Genomic DNA, 21,815 nt, shown 5'->3' on the forward strand with positions numbered 1-21,815 from the left:
TAGAACATATTCTTACTTGTTAAACCTTTATCTTAATTCCTCAATTAGTTCATTAAAAGGTCTTCCTTTAACATTGCCAGAATAACGATTGTAGTTTCCTCACCATTTAATAAAGTATGAAATAAATATACCGGTTGTAAGAATCCTTTAGAATCAATCATGTAATCTAATATTACTTTAGTTATATCAATTTTCTTAATATTAATGGATGAATTACTTAACTTAAATTTTCCAGTTTTTAATTTATCATAAGCTTCTACTTCACTAATAATTTCTATATCTTTTTCTTTTTTATAAGTAACTAAATTATTAGATATATACTTAATATCGCCATCGCTGTAATATGTACAAGACTAAATTCCATCGACCAAAGAATCATCTCTACTTTCCAAATCCACAGTCCACTCATAACTTCCTGCATCTGATGAAATATGCTTAACCTATTGTTCTTTTGTTTGCGCAACATTTCAGTAGCGCTCATTTTAATAATATATCCAATGGCTGTTCCTAAAATGTTATTAAAAATATCATCTATATCAAAAATACCAAATTCAGTTAAATACTGTAAGCATTCAATTATTAATGTAATGATAAGACCCACAAATAAGGTCCATAGTATATTATTAAATTTCTTATGAATAATAGGCAAAAAAATTCCTAGTGGAACAAATAATAATATATTCAGAATAATAAACTGCCAATTCCTTTGATTAAAGGAGTTCCAGGCTTCTATATATGTACTTATAAAGTGGAAATTTACATTTCCGTAAATACCAGACCTCCTATTTAAAAAAGTAACTCCTATAACCATAATTATATATCTCATAAACAATGTACTAATAATTACTTGTCTTAATTTCACTTTGGATAATAACACAGTATGGTTCTGGTGCATCTATTATTCTAACAATATGAAACCTACACTTTGATAATTCACTTTCTGACAAAGGCGTAGGCATAATATAAACTGGTAATTTGCCTGTTTCATCCACTAACCATCCTTTTTGATATAAATCTACATTAGCTGGATATCCGTGATAAAATGCACTTGGATTTATATCATCATCATTGATGCATAGGTTTTCAAGATATCCTGATATGAGAAAATCACCAGATGGTGTAGAATTTAAAATATCAACTTCAGATACAGTATATACTGCCTCTTCTTTCTTATATAATTTAATTTTTCCTTGAGTTTTATAATCAAATGCCAGTGCCACCGGATCAAAGAAAGTCACACTATAAGGTATATATTGATTAAAAGCAGAATGCCACGTAAACTCCACATGACAAAAAATATCATTTTGTCTTCCCCACCAATTAATATGATTTAAATGTTGACCATTTTTTTTGTATTTATTAAAATATGTCATACATTCTTCTCTCAAACTTTCAATTGCCTCTTGCTCAAGAAGAAGTTCTCCTGCCAATGACCATATTAATGGTAAGTCTTCATTTCGGAACCTATCATATTGCTCTTGAGTTATAGCATCTTCTATTGGTAAAAATTTGTATCCAAATGTAAAATCGCCATATTTGCCTGTACTGTAGTTAAGATTTAATGTACATACAATTAAATTCCTATGGTAGTTAATGTGATGAATAGCTATTATATCATTATCTTCTTTTTGTGATGAAAAACTCGACACAAGTCCTCCAATCCCCCAATTCAAGTTCACCTTTTGCATTACCATCAAAAGCTCTTCTTCGTTGGGTGGGAAAGTATAGTGTTCAATAAAAGAAAGATACTCTTCTTCAGTAATATTAGTTTCAGTCCCACAAGCAGAGCATACACAAGTTAAAATTATAATAAAAAACAGCAGTTTTTTCACATATTTCACTCTCCATCCTCCAATGCGTTAATAATATTTTGATAACTTATTAAATCTATATATTTCAAAATTGCAGTTTAAGTCTATAAGATTTCTCTCAACTAAATGGTATATCTTTTCCAAAAAAAACTCTTCATCATCACATATCCCTATCCTATAGTAATTCAATATTTCCCTCCCCTATATAAATTCCAAAAGATAATACTACATTCAATTATAATTTAATTATACAACTTGGTCAACTTAACAAACAATTATAACAAACAAGGGATAAATTAATTATATAGATAAAATTAAATACTATAATGTATACAATATGCAATTTTCGACATCTATTTAAAAATACTTTTTTTAAAATTTGCCCAGACAGGATAAAAACGCATATTATAAATAAAAAAAATTTAGTGTATTTAACTTATATTTGTGTTGAAGTCAAAAAATACAAAAGACACTAACCTATTTCAGTCAGTGCCTCTCATCAAGTGGTTAATTACATATTGCTTACTTTTTCATGGTCATGTGCTTCTTTATATTTTAAGCGAGTAGCTTTACCTCCCCAAATAATAGGATGTAATATGTAATTAACACTTTATTGTTATTTCAATGTGTTTAAGGCAATGCATCTTTATTGAATAACTACATTTTATACCATTTTATAATAAAAAATGTCCCAAAAATATCCTAACCTTTTATAGAACGCAGACCTAAAAAATTCTTTAGTCTTAAAAATGAAAAATAAACTTTAACTTATTTCATTCTACTAATTTTGTTTTTCTCTTTGCCATAAAAATAGCCTTCTATGATTCCTTATTTAATCATAGAAAGCCATTTCATCAATTTCTATAATTTTTTCAACTCATATACTCTCTAATAATGACATTCCTCTTTTATATTTAGAAATATCAGAAATTTTTAGCTCTTTGATTTCTCTCTCCATTTCATCAGTTAATATCTTTAAATTAACTCGATGTTGATATTCAGATTTCAATTCTATTTCTATTTGAAAATCTTCTACTCCTTCATCATTCATGTTTTCACAATATCTGACGTTATCATAAACCATTTCAAATTTAATGTCATCATGCTCCATTATTATTGGTACTCTAAAATTTTTGATTATAATGCTTGGTTTCAAATCACTAATTGAACTCAATTCAATTATATGTTCTTTTATAAAGTCAACATCTAAATCGTCTTTTCCCTTAACTATTTTCTTAAATTCAAACCTTTCGCTCTGAGAAGAATCTGTATCACTATTCATTGGTACTGGTATTTTAATTGTTAACTCATATTTTTCATTCTTTTCGCGAATTCTTAATGTATAATCATTTCTTTTCAGTTGCAAGTCTTCCGTATCATAGTAATAATCAATTTGATTTTTCTCATCCAATTTTTTTACCACATAAAATTCTTGATTATTAATAAATTTATCAACTTCTTTAAAAACAGACTTGGAATTTAAAATATATTTTTTCTCTATTTCAATCGTATTTCGTAAATCATAATTATTTAGAATCATTTTTAAATCTTCTATAAGTTCACACATATTTTCAATCGGCATTTTCCTTAAAATATTATAATTAATAAAAATAATATTTTTATCATCTTTCCAAATTATAGAATCCCCTTCCAACTTATTAAAAATAATTGATACTTGAGATAAATCGCTAATAATACCGTTGCTTTGACGAATCCAAATATTTTCTTTGTTTTTTTTATATGCAGAAAATCCTGGTTTATTCTCAATCCAAAAATATTCTTCTCTTAAATCTATAATATTATACCCATATTGCTTAAATAATTTCATTATATCCGTTTTCAACATTTGTAAATATTTATCACTATTATCTAATGCGTCTACCTTCTTTGCTTTACTCCGTGTCATAAGCGAATTGCATAATTGTTTCAAAATTACATCATCTTCATTCCTCCATACAGAAAAAGCATATTGAAAAAGTGAATCATCCATTTCTACGTAGTCCTTAACCGTAATTTCACATTTAAATAATTTTCTTATCAGTTCAGGGCAATAATTCAATTTTTTCTGGCCAAATAATTCATATGCCCTACTTAATATCTTTTTAATAAGCTGTTCCATTTGGATTTTAAAGTCATGGTAATATACAACTTTTTGCATTTGATATCTAGCTAGAATATACGTTTCTATATCTTGTACATATTTTTCTGGCACGCAAACATAATATTTATCATCTTGCACAGTTATTTCTAACGAAGTAATAATTCTTTGAATATCAATATTACCAAAGGTAACACCACACTGCATACTATCCCTTAATAAATAATCCATTCTATCTGCATCTAACTGGCTGCTAATTAAAGATGATAAAACATTAAACATATCTACTTTTTCTAGTATATAAACATCTTCTTCTTTTTTTATTTTCTTTTGGTTGCTAATCAATTCTATGACTTTCTCAGGAATATCTTCTCCGAAGTTCTTTACTATAGCTTTATTTACATTGCTATCTTTTGATTCTATGATTCTTTTCGTCCATTCCTCATGTTTTATATTATCGTGTATTTGAGGCAAAATACCCTCAAAAGCATGTGAGAAGGGGCCATGCCCTAAATCATGTAATAATGCAGCTAATAGAATGATATTTTCTTCATTTTTCGTAATATTAATATGTAAAGTTTCAAAGTTCTCTCTAAAGTGAATAATCATTTGTGTCATAATGTAAAATGTACCTATAGAATGTGAAAATCTAGTATGGTCAGCACTAGGAAAAACCATATTTGCAATTGATAATTGCTTAATTCTTCTCAATCTTTGGAATTCTAGAGTATCTATTACCTCTAAAAACTCATTCGGAATAAATATATCCCCATGAACAACATCTCTAATAATTTTACCCTTTCTATTGAACCTATTAATCATTAATATATCACTCCTCAATATATTTTTTCTGCAATTAAAAATTTATCATATACTTTATTTTAACAATATACCTTCTAATAATACTATATATGAATTCCTTTATCTAAATCCAACTTCTAACGTTTTCAGTATGCGGCCTATCTTTTTAAATCAAACACTTCCACTCTGTTTACATTACTGATAATTTATTCCTTAATTAAATATCCACATCATCATCCAAACATTTGCTCGTTTTTAAGTATATCACGTTCTTTTCATACTTACAATATATTCCCATAATGAAATAAATTTCCACATAGCTTTTCACAGTTTATCCACAAGGAAAACAATTTTCAAATAAACTTGCTATTTTTCTTTCCTGATATGTTTTTATTTTATCTACTTTTCAAGAACGGGGTTTATCTGCAATGTATTTTATTTACTGTTTTTTGGTTAATAAAAATACTAATTGAATACTTGTTGATTACTTAAATTATTATAAAAGGTATAGTTTAAGTACAGAAATTATCCTTTATTATTTACTTTTAATGAACTATAGTATAAAATTAATAAAAAATCTTTTATTGCTAATCATAAAGACATTTGTAAAATGAAAATATATTGTTTAGCAAATGTTTACATTTTACTTTTTTTGGTATATAATATTATTTATTATTAATATTTTAATATTATATGAGGTTGGTATTATGGGGAATAAAACAATTCAAATAGCGGATACTATTCATGGTTCTGTTAAACTCAATTCACTCGAGAAACAGGTTATATCTACACCAATATTTAACAGACTGCACAATATATCTCAAAATTCTACTGCTTATTTAACTTATCCTACTAATAGAACAAAACGATTTGAACATTCAATAGGGACTATGCAACTTTGTGGTAATATGTTTATGTCTAGTGTTGCTAACACAAAAGAAGAAATTATAGATAATTTTTTTGTTACTATCGAAAGTATAATTGATGAACAGATTAACACATCATTAGATAAATATACAAACTATAAAATTAAAATAGGCGATAGAAATTTTGATAAGTCAAAAATTATAAAATATAAAAAAGCAAAAATTAATGAAGAATATAATAAATACATCCCTATTAACGTTAAAGATACCCATAAAAATTTATATATAATTTTATTTCAAGCTATTAGATTAAGCGCATTACTTCATGATGTTGGTCATCCTCCATTTAGCCATATTACAGAATTTGCATTAAAAGATGTTTGGAATGATATCATCGAAATTGATGAAGAGACTAGAAATAAAAGACAAAAAGAATATGTTTCAATAATGAAAAAATATTTTGATACACGACAAGATTTACATGAACAAATTGGGAATAAAATTACAAGTAAGGTTATTAATGATATTATTGAAAACTTAACCGAGGAACAATCAAAAGACACTACATTACTTGAACAACAATTGTTTAAAGTAATAGTAGCTGAAATAACTTCTGCAATATTAGAAGAAAAGAAACCAATTTTTTCTGATTTACATAGAATAATTGATGGCACTCTTGATGGGGACAGATTAGATTATGTTAGTAGAGATCCATTAAATTCAGGATTAAATGTTGGTTGTATTGAATATGATAGAATAATAGAAAGTATGAAATTAGTTAAAGAAGGGGATAACTATTTATTTTCACCTTCAACTAAAAGCATTGATACTATTGAAGATTTTTTTAATAGAAGATGGAAATTATACAAACAGATTGTTTATCATCACAGAGTAATAAAAACAGACTTTTTATTACAGGATTGTATTAAGGAACTTGCTAAATCATATTTAAATGTAGATGATTCTAAATCCAAAGATGAAAACAGTCCATGTGAGAATGTTAAGATTTTAGATTATAATATTTCAAGTATATGGAAAGCTATAGAAGATAAGCCTTCATATTTCTACTTTTTTAATAGATTAATACAATGGGATGATGGTTGGTTAATGGCCATTTTAAAAAAACATTATTTTGATGAATATTCAGAAAATTTCGAAAATAATATATCTTATAAATTGGAAGAATTACTTTCTAATAAAAAATATTATTACTCACTTATAAAAAGAACCGAAGATTTTATAAATATAGATAAGGCTGTAGCCATATCAATGCAAAAGGAATATCATAAAATAAATAGATTAATTAATGAAATTGATAAAAAACAAAAAGAAGATAAAAATATTAAAGTCCCTTTAGACAAAATATTGAAATATGCGTCAGAATTAGAAGAAACAATTAAAAATGCCTCATATGAATCTCCTTTACCAAATGATGGATTCATATTAAGGAAAATCGATAAAGTATATTCCAATTTATTTAATGATGACTGGTTGTCAGATATAATTTTAAATTGTGTAAATAAGATGAAAAAAGATACTACTTATAATATAAAAGATGCATTTGTGGTAATAAAAAAGGTAAAAGTTGGAATTAATGGCGGAAAAAATGCAAAGCAAGGTGGACTAGGAGTTTATACCTCAGTTGGTGAGTACTTTGAAGTGAAAAGTTTCTTAGATTTATCTAATGTTGGAAAAAGTATTACTATGGAAATGAATTTAATGCCATTGTTTTATCTATATGTATTTAAAAATAATGGACATGAATATATGGATTTTAATAAAATAAAAATTGAATTAGGTACTATGATTGGTGATGATGTAGCATCAGTGATTATAGGAGAATTAACTAAATTAATGAAAATTTAATGGAGGCAAATATTATGTATGAAAATTCGATTCAAATTAATGAGAGGAACTATAATTTAATAATATCAAATCTGATACTATCTCAAACAGAAAAATTCACCTATAATGACATAATTAAAAAATTAGGTGATATGTTCGAAGAAATTACAATCAAAATTGAAAATATTGTTGAAAGATGTTTAATAAGATTAAGGGAAGATGGCTTTTTAAGTGTTTTAGGTTCAAGTTATGCAGTAGTTGAAATAAGCCTTTAAGCCTTTAATATTAAACTAATTTCGCAAAACTAAAAATAGTATAGTGTCTAATGTAGATAAACAATAATAAAAAATTTAATGCTTTTTTATAAAATTTCAAAAATCATAAAATAATTAAGAATTAAAACATATTACAAAATTATATTTTTTTAATAGTTTAATAAATTAGAAACCTTAGAACATCTATAAAAATATTGCGTTCAGATAAGAATTACTTACTGGTCTGAATGCAATAATTTACAATTAGATAAATTATAATTAACATCTACAGCCCATTATTTAACAAATTCCGTTAAATAATGGGCTGTAGATGTTAATTTTGAGTATTCACAATCAGGTTTACACTCATACTAAATAAACATCGTTTTTTTAACTTCTACATATTAATTTAATGATATTATAGTTAAATAATAAATCGGCAAACCGGAAAATCAGATAGCTGAAATTTATGCTAAAAATTTGCCAAAGCTACTCTTATATATCTATTAAAAAAATCAAATCCGTAAAGTTATTGAATTTTACGCATGTTGTAAATATAATTGCATAAGTATAAAATTCAAATTATATATAAGGATCAAAAAAATAGTTGTAAACGAATGTTAAAAAATATTTTGACCCAGGTTTGCCCAGGTCACACCTCCTAAACCCTACACCCATTGGAATTACTGGTTATCAGAAGTACTGTTTCCACATGCGGCGTATCAAGTCAGTGAATAGTGTTTTGATTACTTTTAAGCAATTTTACTATATTTTCAACGAGTTTTATCTGTAATGATTTTGTTTTGATTAATTTTAGTTAATCTTAAAGTATAAAAATTTGCCCGAGATTTGCCCGGGGCAAAAATTACAACATATAAACTGATATTTTATAATTATACATTATCTATAGATTTCCTTCATTTAATAAAGTACAAGTTAGAATGAAATCAAGGTATCTCGTGAAACCATACTGCATCATAAACAATATCACAGTTTTCTATGAACCATTGACTCCACAAAGTAGGATGTGCATCTATTAGTCGATTCTTATTTTCGTATTTCAAATACTTTATTAATAATTTCCTCACTGATAATTTTATTTGTTCGATATCATCTTCGTATATTTCATAAAAATCCCACCATTTTGATTTTGAAGGATGCGCTGTAAATCTACACCTTAGTAAGTAAAGACGTTCCAAGTTATGCTTATCAGTTTCATCATAAAATTTAAGTTCTTTATAAACATATTTGCACATTTCTTTTCGCTCTTGTGTAGGAGCATTTATTCGATTTTTTATAGATTGAAATATCACATCAACCATATTGTCAGCTGCGGTCAATGCTTCTTCTGTAAATTCTGAACTGTATAATTCCAAAGACCTTGTATAATAGAATATGGATTTATTTATAAAAGGATCAAGTGCATTAATCAATCTCAAATATCCTAAGGTTTTTAGGCTTAATTCTGAAGTATTTTCTTCTATGAAAGTTTTAAACTTTTCTATTTCTTGTATCGCGTATTCATCACATGTACTTTTTAATGTATTTCCTCTAAAATCTGTAGGTATATCAGTAGACAATGCTATGGCTCCAATCATATTAATTTGATAACTTCTATAAATATATTGTGATATAAAATGGAAAAGAATATCTATTTGTTTGGAAATAAAATTGTTCTTTGAAATATTTTTCCATCCATTACTCCAATTAGGACAAACTACTCCTACCACGAGAGCATTCTCCTCATCTGAATAATAGCACATCATATTGTGATAAATAAAATTTATATTTAGGTTTGATGTGTTTTTAAAATCTCGAATTAAGAAAAGGCACTCACTGTCTCTCTGAGGAAGTATATTGGTAACAATATTATTAAGAGTAGATTTAAGTGACTCTACCTTATTTTTTGTATTTTCAAAGGAATTATAGTACATGCAAATTTTGTTTTTAAAATCATCATATCCCAATATTTTCACCTACCATATTTTAATCGCAAAAACAATTATCTAATTTAAATATTGCTCACTTTTTTATATTAATTATAAGAATTACTTAAGATATTAAAGCATAATTAAGTAATTTTCTAAATTCATACTACATATGGTTTTCGATAATTTAATAATCATACTTTGGTTCAAAACCAAAGACTTTTCCAAAGCCTTGATAAGAACGATCTACCGCTATCGTTAAATCTTTTATTATTTTGAAAATCTGGTCATCCAATATGCTTAAATTCATATTTCCCGTATGAACGATTTCGTCCCTAATATCTACTATTTCTATAATTGAATCAAATAATGTTTTTTTCCTTCTATTATACGGCTTTCTTAACCATGCACTTATATCAATATTCGGATTAATCATACGAAAGTTTTCTGCAATAACATTTGGTCTTTGAAACGAAAGACTATCTACAAGTAATCTTTCCAAACAAGCCTCATGTTTAATAACCTTTAAATAGTCTGTTGATGAAATTCTGCAATTTTTCAGTGCTTTTTCTGATATACAGTCTGAATATTTCAGTATAGAAATATATGAATTTCGAAAATAAGATTCCCAACATCCAATTAAGTACGGAACAATCATATTATCCGAAAGTATTCTTGGATTTATATCATCTAACCAAGCAAGTCCACTAGATTTCTCGCGAGCAATGTCTCCAGTCAATTTCCGTGATTCAAGATATATTTTAGGTTTAATCATTGCATTATTAAATTTCCATCTATCTACATATAATGAACAGGCAACTTTTGATGGTTCTAATACATCAACCTTAATATATCTATTTGTACCTTCATCTGTTATAAATGATCCCCCAAACAAGCTTTTTAAAAGGCTGATAGTTTTATTCTGCCAACTCAAGTCCCAATAACTACGCCCTGCTCTTGTACGTGTCTGAACAGAAATACAATCAGCCTCTCTAAACACAAATAGCTCAAGTTCTACGAATGTAATGCAGTCGTCGCTTCCAAGCCATATATAACTCCCTATTTGATTATCTATTTTTAGAGAATCTCTTGCTTTCTGAAAACCAAGCAATTCAATGACCTCAAAGAGTCTTTTAATTGAAGTTGAAAGTGGCAACTTATTTTCAGAACAATAACTCATTTATCTCTCACCACCCTTATATGTATTACTATATTCAAAAATAAAACTTTTTGCCCTTTATCGTTATTATAATTCTATTTATATAATCTTCTCAACCTTTGAAACATCTTCTAAATACAATAATCTAAATTCCTTATATTCTTCTTTTGTCTTTAATTCATTTTTTTGTACTATTCTATCCAGCATCAATTAGAATTTCACAACCACTCGACTATTTAGATTTAATATAAATTTTTGTCGTATCTATTAATAATTTATCAATATCAATTTGTTTCAATTTATTATAGAAATCAAGATTGTTCTCATCAAATGGATTAATCTTAAAGCATCCTGCATATCCAACTAGGGTTAGTGTGTTTATTGAATTATCATTATTTCGTCAAAATCGCTAAGATCTAGGTATCGAGATATACTTCTTAGATATTTATTTCGAGAATCAATTCTCAAGGTTATTCCACTCGGTATATACTTTGTTGGTTGCGTGAAATTTTGTATGCGGTTCACGGTATTTTTCTATATTTGCTGAGTTATTTACTAACTGTCTGATTTCGTCATGATATAGTTTTTTGAATCGTTTCTTATCAACTTTTTCATCAATATATTTCGCGCAAGCTTCATCATAAGCATTGAGTACATCTTCGTGTGCAGATGCAATCAGTGCAGCGTATACTTGGTCATCTTCGTTACCTATCGCCTGTATTACTTTATCTTGATAACGGCTTCTTGCAGATGAAATCATCTCTCGTATTTGCATTTCGACTTGACCTTTTTGCATTTCATTAGCCATTTTGGTCAAATCATTTGCGGTGCCAGCTAAAGCGTTTCCTTTTTGAGCAGCGTTATAGCTTACTGTCAGAGCTATAACGCTAACAATTACCGTAAGTGAAGTTAATATCACCATCGCCATATCCATCAAGTCACCTACTTTTTATCCTTAATCCTACTTTGAACCAAATTCACCAACTGTAAAAAAGCTGAGTTGTCCGATTCAAAGAGAAGAAATCTATCTGTTTTAGGGTCATAGCCATCCGAGTGTAAACACATAAATAGAAAATCTAATTCTTCTTGGGTCAAGTCAGCTTCTTTTATTTTTCGTTCAGCCTCTGATGTGTTTTGATTATTTAATAATTGCTTTATTTCGAGTGAAAATTTATACAATTTATTCTTATTCATAACTTCCTCCTGCGTTTCTGCATATAATTAAAAGATTTACTTAAAACCAAACAATGGCACTATATAATAAATCATTATACAGCAATCTTCCACAAAATTCCACATAAAAATCTGTTAAAATTCTATAAAACATGTCGTCATGCACCGTAGTAATTAAAAATCATCTCTTTTATCTGCCATATACTCTCGCAATCATATAGAAAACCACTGTGTTTTTCGCACGTCCTTATAACTAGGCTGTTCTTTCTCCACATTTTGTAGCATCCATCTAAATTCCATGCATAATAAACTGTTTTACCTCTTTAACAGTATAGGTTCCACCAACCTTTGAATGCAAAATCATATGGCAATTGGGACAAACCGGTATCAAATCTTTTTCTGGGTCTACCTCATACTCATCATCTATTTCGTTTAATGGTTTGATATGATGAACATGAATTTTACCTTCAAAAGCCTGACCGTAGAATTCTCCAAAATCCAAGCCACAAATTTTACATTTTATTCCGTGTATTTTAATACATTCTTCTCTTGCTTTTGAGTTGCGTTCATATGCGTTTACAACAATTTGCTTTTTACATCCTTCAACATATTTACCTGATTCAGATTCAATAACTTCTTCAGGTATTCTCACTTGCTCTTTAGAATTGATTAATGATATAACTAGATCCTGTTTTGAACTATCGATCTTTTGCTTTGATTGGGAAAATGCAGTGAAATTTTCATCTATTTCAGAGAGTTCTTTTGCACTAATTGGTTCAAATACTTTAATTGTGTTGACATTAAAATAATATGCACCCATATAGATGCCTTGTATTGGCTCTTTGAATTTTTTAACTTGTATCAAGTTTGCACTTGCTATTATTTGGTTATCAATTTGAAATAGGACTAACGTACCTTTTGATGCAGCCATCCCAGAAGTCCTAAAAAGATATTCACCATGTTTTTTATTAGCCAACTCATTTAAAAAGAACTTCTTTTGTATTTCCTGATAGGTCATATTAGGGAATTCATATTTTGCACTCATAGGTAATATCCGAATTTCCTTAAACTTTGGATTGCTCCAATTATAGAGAAACGTCATAAATATATAGTTATTAAAATCTTTGAAGAGTTTATGTTCGTTTTTAAATTCTATTAACAACTGACGTTTGTCCTCAGTACTATTTTCACTTGTTGGAAGATTTAGCTTGTGAATGAAATAATCTACATGCTCAGGAGCAAATACATTAAGATATTTTTCTGGGTAATATGTAGCTAAAATTTTGCTCTTAAACATAGGGGATAGAGAGTTTTTGGATATAGATTCTACGTCAACTATTTCCCCGGCTTTTAATAACTCATTAATTGACACTTTAATGTTATCAAAAGCACCCTCGACATTTAAAGTCTCATCCCATTTTTGAATTGTTTTATAAGCTTGTTCCACTTTGTTATAATATAATCCAAATTTCTTATCCGCTGTAGACCCACCTTTAATACTTCCGAGCTCACTTAATTTGGTTTCAAGCCAATAACAGAAAGACTCTTTGCCTTTTCCAACTACATAATCATCGAGTTCCATATTTATAATCTGATTTTTAGGAAAGAGCTGAATGAATTTTAATCTTTCTTTCTCACAAATCTTATACTTTTTTTCGTAACTCTTTAGTTCTTTATTTTTAAAATTCATTACTGCTTGTACTAAGTTATTCATAATCTTCCTCCATTGCCATAATAAAAACATTACATTTTCAAATATCTCTGGTATAACACTACAATCTTTGGGTATTTTAGCATTCATATTTCTCTAACATTTCTTTTTTCTAATCACTGTAAGCTCATTAATATGTATAAAAAAATTTCTTTCAGCTCTGCTCATTCTAACATAGACTATTTTATGTTCTTCGTTCGTATTTAAACCTAGGTTTAATAACAAGTCCTTAATATCCTTAGCACCTATGAGTATAACATCATACTCAGAACCTTTTAATATTGTCGCAAATAAACAAGTTTTAAGTTGCCTCAGCCTTTATTCATTGAGAAATTTTTCAACTCTGCTTCCAACCATACTAGCAAAAATACGCGGTGTTACATCATTAGGTTGGATTCCCATATCTGTTATACAATTTCCAGTGATTTCAACACGATTATTATAATCAAAATACCTCCTATAAGTATGCTTGTGCGTGTGATATGTCAGATAAACATCCGTTCCAATAATTTCAACATCCCAAAAGCGTTCTTTTGCAACCTCATGTACAATACGTTCAAATTCATATTGACTAATCTCCATATTCCATACCTCCTGTTCTCCTAATCTTTCCTTTATTGTCAAAACCCTAACTATCAAGTAATTTATATCATTCATACAACCGATTAACTACAAATGTATAACAAAATTATTTTTGGCTTATTAAAACAATCATAACTTATTATTACAAAAAATTCCATATGTTTTTATATAAATGTTGATTTATGAAAAATATATTAATAGTTTAAATCATATATATATTAGTCAGAAAAGCTATTGAAAAGTCATTTAATGATTTGTCATTACCATTTACAAACATTTTATACATTTTGTCTTTTTAAAAAGTAATATTAATATATGTCAATAAAGTATACTTCATTGGCATAATAAAAATTACAATTTAACCGTCCCATATAACTATTAAAAGCAATTATGAGACGTATTACAACCCGTCTTAACTCTAATAGAACATAATACTATTACACCATTTTAACAAAAAAGAACATGATTTTGACACCATGCCCTTGACCTTTACCTATTACAACTCAATTATTTTTCTTTTAATCTCATACTTCATTGTTACGTTATCTCATTGTTTTAAAAATGCACCTAATTTACTAACACCGTTTTATATAGTTTCTTCCACTGTATCATGATAATATATATTTTTTATTCTGTTTATCAATTCATTAAAACTTACATTACTAATACCAAGATTTTTCAAATCAACTTTTTCTTTTAAAATCATATCCATAAATTTAATCAAATCTTCTTGAACCTCATCATTTATTTTGACTTCAACAGAAGGTGAAATATATATCAATAATCTAAAAATATCATTCTTATGCTTAGTTACATCCTTTGAGTCTATGTACTCACCGTTTTTCTTTCTCTCAAAAAGATCCATCCACGCTTTCATTTTAAATAGCAGAATATATTCAATTGATAAAACTGATACGCCATCAATAACTGTCTTTCCTTGTACCAATAGTTCATAATATGCATCATTAAGTAAAATAGCTGATAAGCTAGTAATATTATCACTTATATGTATTGGAGTAAGCAAAGAATCAAAGTGTAGTTTCATTCTTTCTGACTTTCTACTAAATAGTTCTATCATTGCTGGGAAATCAGTACGTATGGGTTTTGAAAATCTATAGAATTGATCTTTATCTGTACTTTTCTGTTTATGTTGATATCCTCCATCCTCGATAAATTTCCAGAATGCAATACCAAAGGTTTCATCTAATGCCTCAATCAATAGAACCATATCCAAATCCTTAGTTGCTCTAAAAGAAGCACCTATATCATCCAATAAAACATCACAAGCTGTTCCGCCTATAAATACATATTGTCCTTCATAATCGCCAAAATACTCTTTAAATTTATCTAACCCTTGTACCATAATTCACCCTTCAAACTTTCTTCTATTGCTTGCTCAATTCTTTCATCAGAAGTTCCACTAAATGATGCTGCTAATGAAGCTAAATCAACCACATTATTTTTAGCAAATATCATTGGATCGTAATCCCAAATCTGTAGTTCCATTAAATTCATGTCCTTAATCTTATATATATCCTTTTCAATATAATCCATTAAGTCATATAATTTTTGTTTTGATATAGCTCTAATAGATCTTGCTGACGGATTAATCATAGAATTCATTGACAACGCCTCTAATCCAGCAATTGGAAAATCATATGCTATATTATAAGCTGACTGATCCATATAAACAACTTTATTAACTGGATTTTTTAAATATTTGTTTCCGATGTCAAAATATTTTGTATCAGCAATTCTTTTATAATTTTTGCTTTTTCCTGTTTTTCCGCCTATATCATACTTTAATATTCCTAACGAGTATAAGTCATTTAAAGCCCTCGATGCTGTCATTGCTGTTGTGTTTAATTTTTTAGCCAATTCAGTTGTGTTTAAAGTCAAATCCTTATTATATAAAAAATATAAAAATACAAGTTGGGCAGTAGAAGAAAATTTTTCAATAGATTTTGAGTTTTTATCAATCATCTTCTTTAAATCCAATCCTAAAAACGGAAGATACATTTGTCCATTTTCAACTATAAATGGAATGCGATTTTGAATTAACGCTTTTCTTCTATATGGAGAAATATTGTTATACAAGAAAACCAAATTATCATTACTAATCGCTTTAAGAGTTTTCATGTGTTTTTTTATATCATTTATTTTAGGAACATCATTAATAAACTTTATTAAAATACATTGATTCCCAAGTATATTAAGATCATAAAAATCGTATATTTCTAATAGAAATAGCGGTAACTTATTTTCGTCATTCCAAGTATTTATAGTTACATTTTCATCAATATTTTCTTTTAAATACTCATTGACTTTATATAACATAGTATCGTCTCCCAATGTAACACTTTTATTTTAAATATAACACATCAAATGTTACATTGCAAGTAATAATGTTACATTTGACTGAAAAATATAAAACTTACCTTTAGACAAATATTATAATTACCTCAGGTTTCACATTACAAAATCTCCATATAATTTAATAACAAGTCTTTATTCAATCAATGAAGACATGTTCTGAAACACTAAATCCTCCATATCACCTACATTATAGAACTCTCCAAATGCTGAATATATTTCTTTTAGGCATAATGGCTCAACAATACTACCTTCGTACTTTGAAAACGGTCCATCTGTTTCAATTAAAATTCTATTTAATGGTATCTCTTTTAAAATTCCTCTTCCTTTGTTTGTCCTAAGCATCGCTTGGTTTAAAGAAAAATAATATCCTGCCCCCACTATATCTGGAATCAGTTCCTTGGGTCCCGTATACCAATGGAAAATCGCATTTTCCACCTTATACTTTAATAAAAGAGTTAACACATCTATTTCAGCCTGTCTGCTGTGCACTGATAAAATATGCTTATTCACAGATTTACAAATCTGTTCAAAAATTTTCTTTTGTTTGACTTGACTTTTTTCTGTCTTAGCTATAGAATAATCCAAACCTACCTCACCAACAAATTTTGTTTCTTTTATGGCATTAACAAACAAATCTTTATTAAACTCATATTCATTAATCAAAATAGGATGGAAACCAACTGCTAAAAATATTTGTGGTATGATTTTCATCATTAATTTCTGTTTTTCATACAATTCTGGTAAATGGGTGACAAAAATAGCTGAAATATCTTCACTCATAATTTCTTTAATTATTTTTGTCGGTTTGTCATAAAAATCAATATGGATATGCGCATCTATCATTATTGTCACCTTATATACTTTCTAGCAAATACCTCAAATTCTGATGAAAATTTATTCAACATTTTATATGTCCTTTCATAATAATCTGTTTCATGATAATATTTACGTTTTATATCTAATTCTGAAAATATTTGGTCAGAATTAATATATTGATAAAATGTTGTATAATAATTTAATGAGGATCTATATTCATCATCATTCATATCTCCTACATATGGTATCTCATATTCATTATCAAATTCTTCTAAATCATATGCTGACATAGAAATTTTTCTTAATAAACATGGTACACAAGTACCACATGATACCTTTGTACTTACATCGTATCGTTTGTCTTGCATTGATCTGCTGCAAGAACGCGTGTTAATAATATTTTTTTTATAATCAATGCTTAATGAATTTACCATTTCACCTTTTGTTGTAAATAAAAATGGATGATTTAATTGAACCTTAATTCCTACATTATCCATTATAGTCTGATATAAATGAATGGTTTTAGGATGTGTCGTTTTAGTGGTTCCACGGGACTGAAAAGAAGGATTTAAAGTCATAATTCCGTTTTCATTAATATTAACAATGTCAATATTTTCTTTTATAGCAGTCATAATTGCTAATGAGAAAAAGAGCAATGATCTTGTTCTTTGTGTATATGTGACTTTATTTTTCTCAACTTTCGAATAAGTTCGCATTCCGGCAATACCAATTCTTTTTTTCAAGAAACTATATACACAATTTATAGCTGATGTATCTACATTACTAGTTTTATATCCACAATATAAAGTATTCCTGTTTTCAATTTCATTGTGATAAGCCCCGCAAAATGAATCTAAACCTCCTGATAATAAGGATATATTATCAGCCTGAGTATTAATAAAAGTCAGTTGCTGAGATCCAATTTCATACTCTACTGGCTCTATATTTAATTGCCACCTGTCTCCATCACCTTCTGTAACAAAATTAGCTAATCTTTCTATTAATTCAAGATTTTCTTTCCACAGACTATGATTTTTAGCATCAACATATGTATTAATCTGTATATTTCTAGGACTATCCGATACCCTTTTTATAGATATATCAGCCACATAAATCTCTAAAAATATGTTTAACAAATCTATAGCAATAGATTTATCCGTTAATATATATGACTCGTTTGGGATTAACTGATTACACCTCAGTTCAATATCACCATTTTTAGCATGAGCAATAATCATGTTTATTACTCCTTACTCTTTTAATACATCTTGTAATTTTTGTATCAATTCATTTATCTGAATATCTCCACTATTACATTTTATTATTATTTCAGAAAAGTTCTTTTTTACATAATTTTTTGAAAATTTCTCAATATTATTATTTAAAATTTCTGCTGAGGTGTCTTTAAACATGCTAATTAGGGCTTCATTTGCATCTTCTCTGATTATCATACTAATAAATTTCTCGCAAAATACATTCAAAAATTCTGCAGGGTCTTCGAATTTATTCAAAATCATACTTGTCATAGCACTTTTAAAAGCAGCTAAAATTAATACTGAATCTATTTCTCCATCTTCATCTACAATATTATCTAAGATGGATTCTATGATTTTCTGAACCTCAATGACCGTCAGTTTCTCATATTGTATATTATACTCTTGTAAAAACTTATCAATACCTATTTCTTTGGCTTTTTTAAAGCACGCAAAACCGCCTCCAGCAAGTACTGCAAAATCTTTGTCTGCAAAATACCCTTTAGTTTTTTTGGAACGTAGGGTTTCCAATGCAATTTGAGGAATTACTTCCTTGCACTCTATTGATGGATTTACGTCGATTGTATCCTTCAATAATTTTTTTATTTTATCAGAAGTCTTTCTAACTGAAGAGCCCATACAAACACCTCCAAACGTAATTTGCTCTAAATATACCATATTTTACATATTATGTCTATATAATCTATCGATTTAAAGATTATTATCCCTATTATACATACTATCACCCATATAGTGATCTTTTTGTTCATAATAGCATTGTCACATACGAAAAGTAAAAGCACTGGCTTTAATAAGAGTCATATAAGAGTCTTGTTATATCCTGTTATTTGTCTCTCCCCACTCCACGTCTAATGCTTTAAATATCGCCTCCTGTGGTGTTGAATAAAATATAATACTAAAAGCACCCATTAAATCTGCCGGCACTGTTCCCATCTCTTATGCAGATGTAATAGGAATTAATACCTTCTTTGCTCCACTATCCAGACATACTTGCAACACACTGTCTAATTCCTCTAATTTTAAAATAGTTCCATTGATGCTGATATCGCCTAAAACAGCTATACTACTTAAAGTCGGTTTATTTAATGCAGCTGACGCAATCGCAATTAATGTAGGAAGTGTTAAGTATTTAATAATCCCGATTCCATTTAAATCCTGATAATTGATTATGTAATCCTTTGTTGTGGTACTGATAGAGTTGCTGATTGAGCAGCCATTAGCTTTTAGGTAATTAAATGCCGTATTAATAGCCTCTTTTGCTTATCTATCTAAACCAAGTCCTTTGCATTTAAATTATCCATTGCCTGGCAGAACCTGTGTTTCTAAACGATAAACCCCTATCATTCCTGTTTTGCCTCTTGATACGGTATATGCATGACCAGGATTACTGATTCCTTCGCTCCAACTCAGCTTATTTCAGAGTGCATATGAAATTATGCAAGAGATGCTTAAAAGAGCTGATGCTTATAGTGAACAGCATTGGCAAGAAACGGTTTGTGAGATAGTTCGCATGATTTATCCAAAATATATATTATCCAAACGTGAGCAGTTTGTAGGTGATGATGGCCGGCATAGAAAAAAACCTGATTTTCTCCTAATCGATTCTGGTGGATTTGTAGATGTTTTGGAGATTAAAAAACCTAACAATCAGCGGTTGATGACAAAAACTGAGTACAGAAATAATTATGTAGCTGATAGAGATTTTTCAGGGGCTATTGTACAAATTGAAAAATATGTACATTGTTTAAATCATGACGGCAAATCGATAGAACAAAAATTTCAAAGAAGTCTACAATCAGAGCTTCCAACAGGAATTAAAATACGTATTGCAGGACCACAAGGTATGCTACTGATGGGAAGAAGTAAAGGTTTGTCAGAAGAACAATTATTTGATTTAGAAATTATTAAGCTACAGCATAAAAATGTAATTGATATAATGACATTTTATGATTTGATGGATAGAATTGAAAATATTATTAAACAATTAAGCCATTCTTAATTATGCCAATTATAGAATAATGCTTTTAGCTGTAAAATCTTTATATCCAAAACTTATAGAAGCTATAGAAAGCGAACCTGAGATGTTTAATGTTATATTTTCTATTGCCTTATATTGTGGATTGAGACAAGGAAAAATATTAGGTTTAACCATTGCAGATATTGATCTAAAGAATAATTATATTGATGTGAATAAACAATATGTTTCCCATTATACGAATGGTAAAGTAAATCATGAAATAGCCAAAACAAAAACTGATAACTCTATCAGAAAAGTATATATGCCTGATGCTGTTAGCGAAATCCTAGAGCTATATATAAACAAGTTAAAGATACTAAATATTAACCCAGATAAACAATTTCTTTTTATTAACCCGAAGACACAATTAATTTATGACCGTAATGCTATTTACAGAAGATTTCTAAAAATGGCCAGAGGAATAGAGTTTCATAATATTACTTTTCATGATTTAAGGCATCTGCAGGCCACTATGATGATCAATTCGGGTGTTAACATTGTAGTTGTAGCCAAAAGACTTGGAGACACAATTGAAACTGTTTCAGAAACCTATTTGCATTCAATAGAGAAAGTGGAAAAGGATTCTGTTAATCAGCTTCAGGATTTCATTGATAATAAGATTAGGACATATTAATGGGACATAATTTCAAGGCATAAATAATTATTTTGTCCCAAAAATGTCCCAACACTCTTTTGTGACATTTTTGCACCCCATATTTAAACGCTATTACAATTTGAAAAAAAAATTAAAAAGACACCAACCTATTTCAGTCAGTGCCTCTCATCAAGTGGTTAATTACATATTGCTTACTTTTTCATGGTCATGTGCTTCTTTATATTTTAAGCGAGTAGCTTTACCTCCCCGAATATGTCTTTCGGACTTGTTCTTAAGCAAAACCTTCTTTACTTCGCTCGCAGCTGGAGGGTTCAGTTTGGGAAGTCGTTCTGTAACGTCCTTATGGACTGTGCTTTTGCTGACGCCAAATCTCTTTGCCGTCTGCCTTACAGTGGATTCAGTACTTATAATATATTCCGCGATTTCCATGGCTCTGCGTTCTATGTAATCTTTCATGTTTAACCCCCTTTGGCATTATACCGTCTTAT

The 21,815-nt window shown here is 28.4% G+C and carries 20 protein-coding genes and 1 pseudogene; 4 read left to right on the forward strand and 17 right to left on the reverse strand.

Going from position 1 to position 21,815, the window contains the following annotated elements; translation table 11 throughout:
* Nucleotides 1-301 precede the first annotated feature (301 nt).
* The 4 genes from RBQ61_RS02330 to RBQ61_RS02345 form a co-directional block, all read right to left on the reverse strand.
* Nucleotides 302-895: a VanZ family protein gene (locus RBQ61_RS02330; protein WP_308138930.1), complete on the reverse strand. Its 594-nt coding sequence runs from the start codon at nucleotides 893-895 to the stop codon at nucleotides 302-304.
* Complete coding sequence (locus RBQ61_RS02335) at nucleotides 837-1,841, reverse strand: hypothetical protein (protein WP_308138931.1); 1,005 nt, start codon at nucleotides 1,839-1,841, stop codon at nucleotides 837-839. Before RBQ61_RS02335 ends, RBQ61_RS02330 begins: the two co-directional genes overlap by 59 nt.
* Before the next feature lie 18 nt (nucleotides 1,842-1,859).
* The gene (locus RBQ61_RS02340) at nucleotides 1,860-2,000 is read right to left on the reverse strand and encodes a hypothetical protein (protein ID WP_308138932.1); all 141 of its coding nucleotides are present in this window, start codon (nucleotides 1,998-2,000) and stop codon (nucleotides 1,860-1,862) included.
* A gap of 688 nt (nucleotides 2,001-2,688) precedes the next feature.
* A complete protein-coding gene (locus RBQ61_RS02345; RefSeq protein ID WP_308138933.1) occupies nucleotides 2,689-4,731 on the reverse strand; it encodes a CYTH domain-containing protein in 2,043 nt (680 codons plus the stop codon).
* 686 nt (nucleotides 4,732-5,417) lie between these two features.
* Between RBQ61_RS02345 and RBQ61_RS02350 the strand changes: the two genes are divergently transcribed.
* Both RBQ61_RS02350 and RBQ61_RS02355 read left to right on the forward strand, forming a co-directional pair.
* Complete coding sequence (locus RBQ61_RS02350) at nucleotides 5,418-7,442, forward strand: hypothetical protein (RefSeq protein ID WP_308138934.1); 2,025 nt, start codon at nucleotides 5,418-5,420, stop codon at nucleotides 7,440-7,442.
* A gap of 14 nt (nucleotides 7,443-7,456) precedes the next feature.
* Entirely contained in the window at nucleotides 7,457-7,696 is a 240-nt protein-coding gene (locus RBQ61_RS02355; RefSeq protein ID WP_308138935.1) for a hypothetical protein, read from the forward strand.
* A gap of 926 nt (nucleotides 7,697-8,622) precedes the next feature.
* Here RBQ61_RS02355 and RBQ61_RS02360 read toward each other — a convergent pair.
* From RBQ61_RS02360 to RBQ61_RS02415, 12 genes and pseudogenes are all read right to left on the reverse strand, one after another.
* A complete protein-coding gene (locus RBQ61_RS02360) occupies nucleotides 8,623-9,642 on the reverse strand; it encodes a hypothetical protein (protein WP_308138936.1) in 1,020 nt (339 codons plus the stop codon).
* Between the two features lie 148 nt (nucleotides 9,643-9,790).
* Complete coding sequence (locus tag RBQ61_RS02365) at nucleotides 9,791-10,714, reverse strand: hypothetical protein (protein ID WP_308138937.1); 924 nt, start codon at nucleotides 10,712-10,714, stop codon at nucleotides 9,791-9,793.
* 505 nt (nucleotides 10,715-11,219) lie between these two features.
* Nucleotides 11,220-11,696 carry a hypothetical protein gene (locus RBQ61_RS02370; RefSeq protein ID WP_308138938.1) on the reverse strand — a complete coding sequence of 159 codons (477 nt, stop codon included), beginning with the start codon at nucleotides 11,694-11,696 and terminating at the stop codon, nucleotides 11,220-11,222.
* A gap of 8 nt (nucleotides 11,697-11,704) precedes the next feature.
* Complete coding sequence (locus tag RBQ61_RS02375) at nucleotides 11,705-11,956, reverse strand: hypothetical protein (RefSeq protein ID WP_308138939.1); 252 nt, start codon at nucleotides 11,954-11,956, stop codon at nucleotides 11,705-11,707.
* Between the two features lie 268 nt (nucleotides 11,957-12,224).
* On the reverse strand, nucleotides 12,225-13,649 hold the full coding sequence (locus tag RBQ61_RS02380) for an HNH endonuclease (protein ID WP_308138940.1): 1,425 nt from the start codon (nucleotides 13,647-13,649) through the stop codon (nucleotides 12,225-12,227).
* Nucleotides 13,650-13,964: 315 nt separating this feature from the next.
* Entirely contained in the window at nucleotides 13,965-14,228 is a 264-nt protein-coding gene (locus tag RBQ61_RS02385) for a hypothetical protein (protein WP_308138941.1), read from the reverse strand.
* A 586-nt stretch (nucleotides 14,229-14,814) separates the two neighbouring features.
* Nucleotides 14,815-15,591 (reverse strand): hypothetical protein, encoded by a 777-nt coding sequence (locus tag RBQ61_RS02390; RefSeq protein WP_308138942.1) that lies wholly within the window; start codon nucleotides 15,589-15,591, stop codon nucleotides 14,815-14,817.
* Nucleotides 15,576-16,565 carry a helix-turn-helix domain-containing protein gene (locus RBQ61_RS02395; protein ID WP_308138943.1) on the reverse strand — a complete coding sequence of 330 codons (990 nt, stop codon included), beginning with the start codon at nucleotides 16,563-16,565 and terminating at the stop codon, nucleotides 15,576-15,578. Before RBQ61_RS02395 ends, RBQ61_RS02390 begins: the two co-directional genes overlap by 16 nt.
* A gap of 171 nt (nucleotides 16,566-16,736) precedes the next feature.
* On the reverse strand, nucleotides 16,737-17,447 hold the full coding sequence (locus tag RBQ61_RS02400; RefSeq protein WP_308138944.1) for a TatD family hydrolase: 711 nt from the start codon (nucleotides 17,445-17,447) through the stop codon (nucleotides 16,737-16,739).
* Nucleotides 17,448-17,452: 5 nt separating this feature from the next.
* A complete protein-coding gene (locus RBQ61_RS02405; RefSeq protein ID WP_308138945.1) occupies nucleotides 17,453-18,658 on the reverse strand; it encodes a hypothetical protein in 1,206 nt (401 codons plus the stop codon).
* A gap of 12 nt (nucleotides 18,659-18,670) precedes the next feature.
* Nucleotides 18,671-19,351 carry a hypothetical protein gene (locus RBQ61_RS02410; RefSeq protein ID WP_308138946.1) on the reverse strand — a complete coding sequence of 227 codons (681 nt, stop codon included), beginning with the start codon at nucleotides 19,349-19,351 and terminating at the stop codon, nucleotides 18,671-18,673.
* A 156-nt stretch (nucleotides 19,352-19,507) separates the two neighbouring features.
* Nucleotides 19,508-20,092 (reverse strand): annotated as a pseudogene (locus tag RBQ61_RS02415) (S16 family serine protease); the annotation flags it as partial.
* A 46-nt stretch (nucleotides 20,093-20,138) separates the two neighbouring features.
* On the opposite strand from RBQ61_RS02415, the gene RBQ61_RS02420 reads away from it, so the two are divergent.
* Nucleotides 20,139-20,693, forward strand: a complete 555-nt coding sequence (locus RBQ61_RS02420) for a Shedu immune nuclease family protein (RefSeq protein ID WP_308138947.1) — start codon at nucleotides 20,139-20,141, stop codon at nucleotides 20,691-20,693.
* Nucleotides 20,694-20,712: 19 nt separating this feature from the next.
* Nucleotides 20,713-21,345, forward strand: coding sequence for a site-specific integrase (locus RBQ61_RS02425; RefSeq protein WP_308138948.1), 633 nt, complete (start codon nucleotides 20,713-20,715; stop codon nucleotides 21,343-21,345).
* A gap of 162 nt (nucleotides 21,346-21,507) precedes the next feature.
* On the opposite strand, the gene spoIIID is transcribed toward RBQ61_RS02425, so the two are convergent.
* Nucleotides 21,508-21,783, reverse strand: coding sequence for a sporulation transcriptional regulator SpoIIID (gene spoIIID / locus RBQ61_RS02430; protein WP_213925930.1), 276 nt, complete (start codon nucleotides 21,781-21,783; stop codon nucleotides 21,508-21,510).
* Nucleotides 21,784-21,815 lie beyond the last annotated feature (32 nt).

It is taken from the genome of Sedimentibacter sp. MB35-C1, from assembly GCF_030913635.1.
Lineage (GTDB): Bacteria > Bacillota > Clostridia > Tissierellales > Sedimentibacteraceae > Sedimentibacter.

Bases quoted from the DNA above. Each gene is read 5' to 3' on its own strand.
- RBQ61_RS02355 (WP_308138935.1), top strand. From the start codon at position 7,457: ATGTATGAAAATTCGATTCAAATTAATGAGAGGAACTATAATTTAATA.
- RBQ61_RS02420 (WP_308138947.1), top strand. From the start codon at position 20,139: ATGCTTAAAAGAGCTGATGCTTATAGTGAACAGCATTGGCAAGAAACG.
- RBQ61_RS02385 (WP_308138941.1), bottom strand. From the start codon at position 14,228: ATGGAGATTAGTCAATATGAATTTGAACGTATTGTACATGAGGTTGCA.
- RBQ61_RS02410 (WP_308138946.1), bottom strand. From the start codon at position 19,351: ATGGTATATTTAGAGCAAATTACGTTTGGAGGTGTTTGTATGGGCTCT.
- RBQ61_RS02345 (WP_308138933.1), bottom strand. From the start codon at position 4,731: ATGATTAATAGGTTCAATAGAAAGGGTAAAATTATTAGAGATGTTGTT.
- RBQ61_RS02390 (WP_308138942.1), bottom strand. From the start codon at position 15,591: ATGGTACAAGGGTTAGATAAATTTAAAGAGTATTTTGGCGATTATGAA.
- spoIIID (WP_213925930.1), bottom strand. From the start codon at position 21,783: ATGAAAGATTACATAGAACGCAGAGCCATGGAAATCGCGGAATATATT.
- RBQ61_RS02380 (WP_308138940.1), bottom strand. From the start codon at position 13,649: ATGAATAACTTAGTACAAGCAGTAATGAATTTTAAAAATAAAGAACTA.
- RBQ61_RS02395 (WP_308138943.1), bottom strand. From the start codon at position 16,565: ATGTTATATAAAGTCAATGAGTATTTAAAAGAAAATATTGATGAAAAT.
- RBQ61_RS02405 (WP_308138945.1), bottom strand. From the start codon at position 18,658: ATGATTATTGCTCATGCTAAAAATGGTGATATTGAACTGAGGTGTAAT.
- RBQ61_RS02370 (WP_308138938.1), bottom strand. From the start codon at position 11,696: ATGGATATGGCGATGGTGATATTAACTTCACTTACGGTAATTGTTAGC.
- RBQ61_RS02425 (WP_308138948.1), top strand. From the start codon at position 20,713: ATGCTTTTAGCTGTAAAATCTTTATATCCAAAACTTATAGAAGCTATA.
- RBQ61_RS02375 (WP_308138939.1), bottom strand. From the start codon at position 11,956: ATGAATAAGAATAAATTGTATAAATTTTCACTCGAAATAAAGCAATTA.
- RBQ61_RS02350 (WP_308138934.1), top strand. From the start codon at position 5,418: ATGGGGAATAAAACAATTCAAATAGCGGATACTATTCATGGTTCTGTT.
- RBQ61_RS02400 (WP_308138944.1), bottom strand. From the start codon at position 17,447: ATGATAGATGCGCATATCCATATTGATTTTTATGACAAACCGACAAAA.
- RBQ61_RS02330 (WP_308138930.1), bottom strand. From the start codon at position 895: ATGCACCAGAACCATACTGTGTTATTATCCAAAGTGAAATTAAGACAA.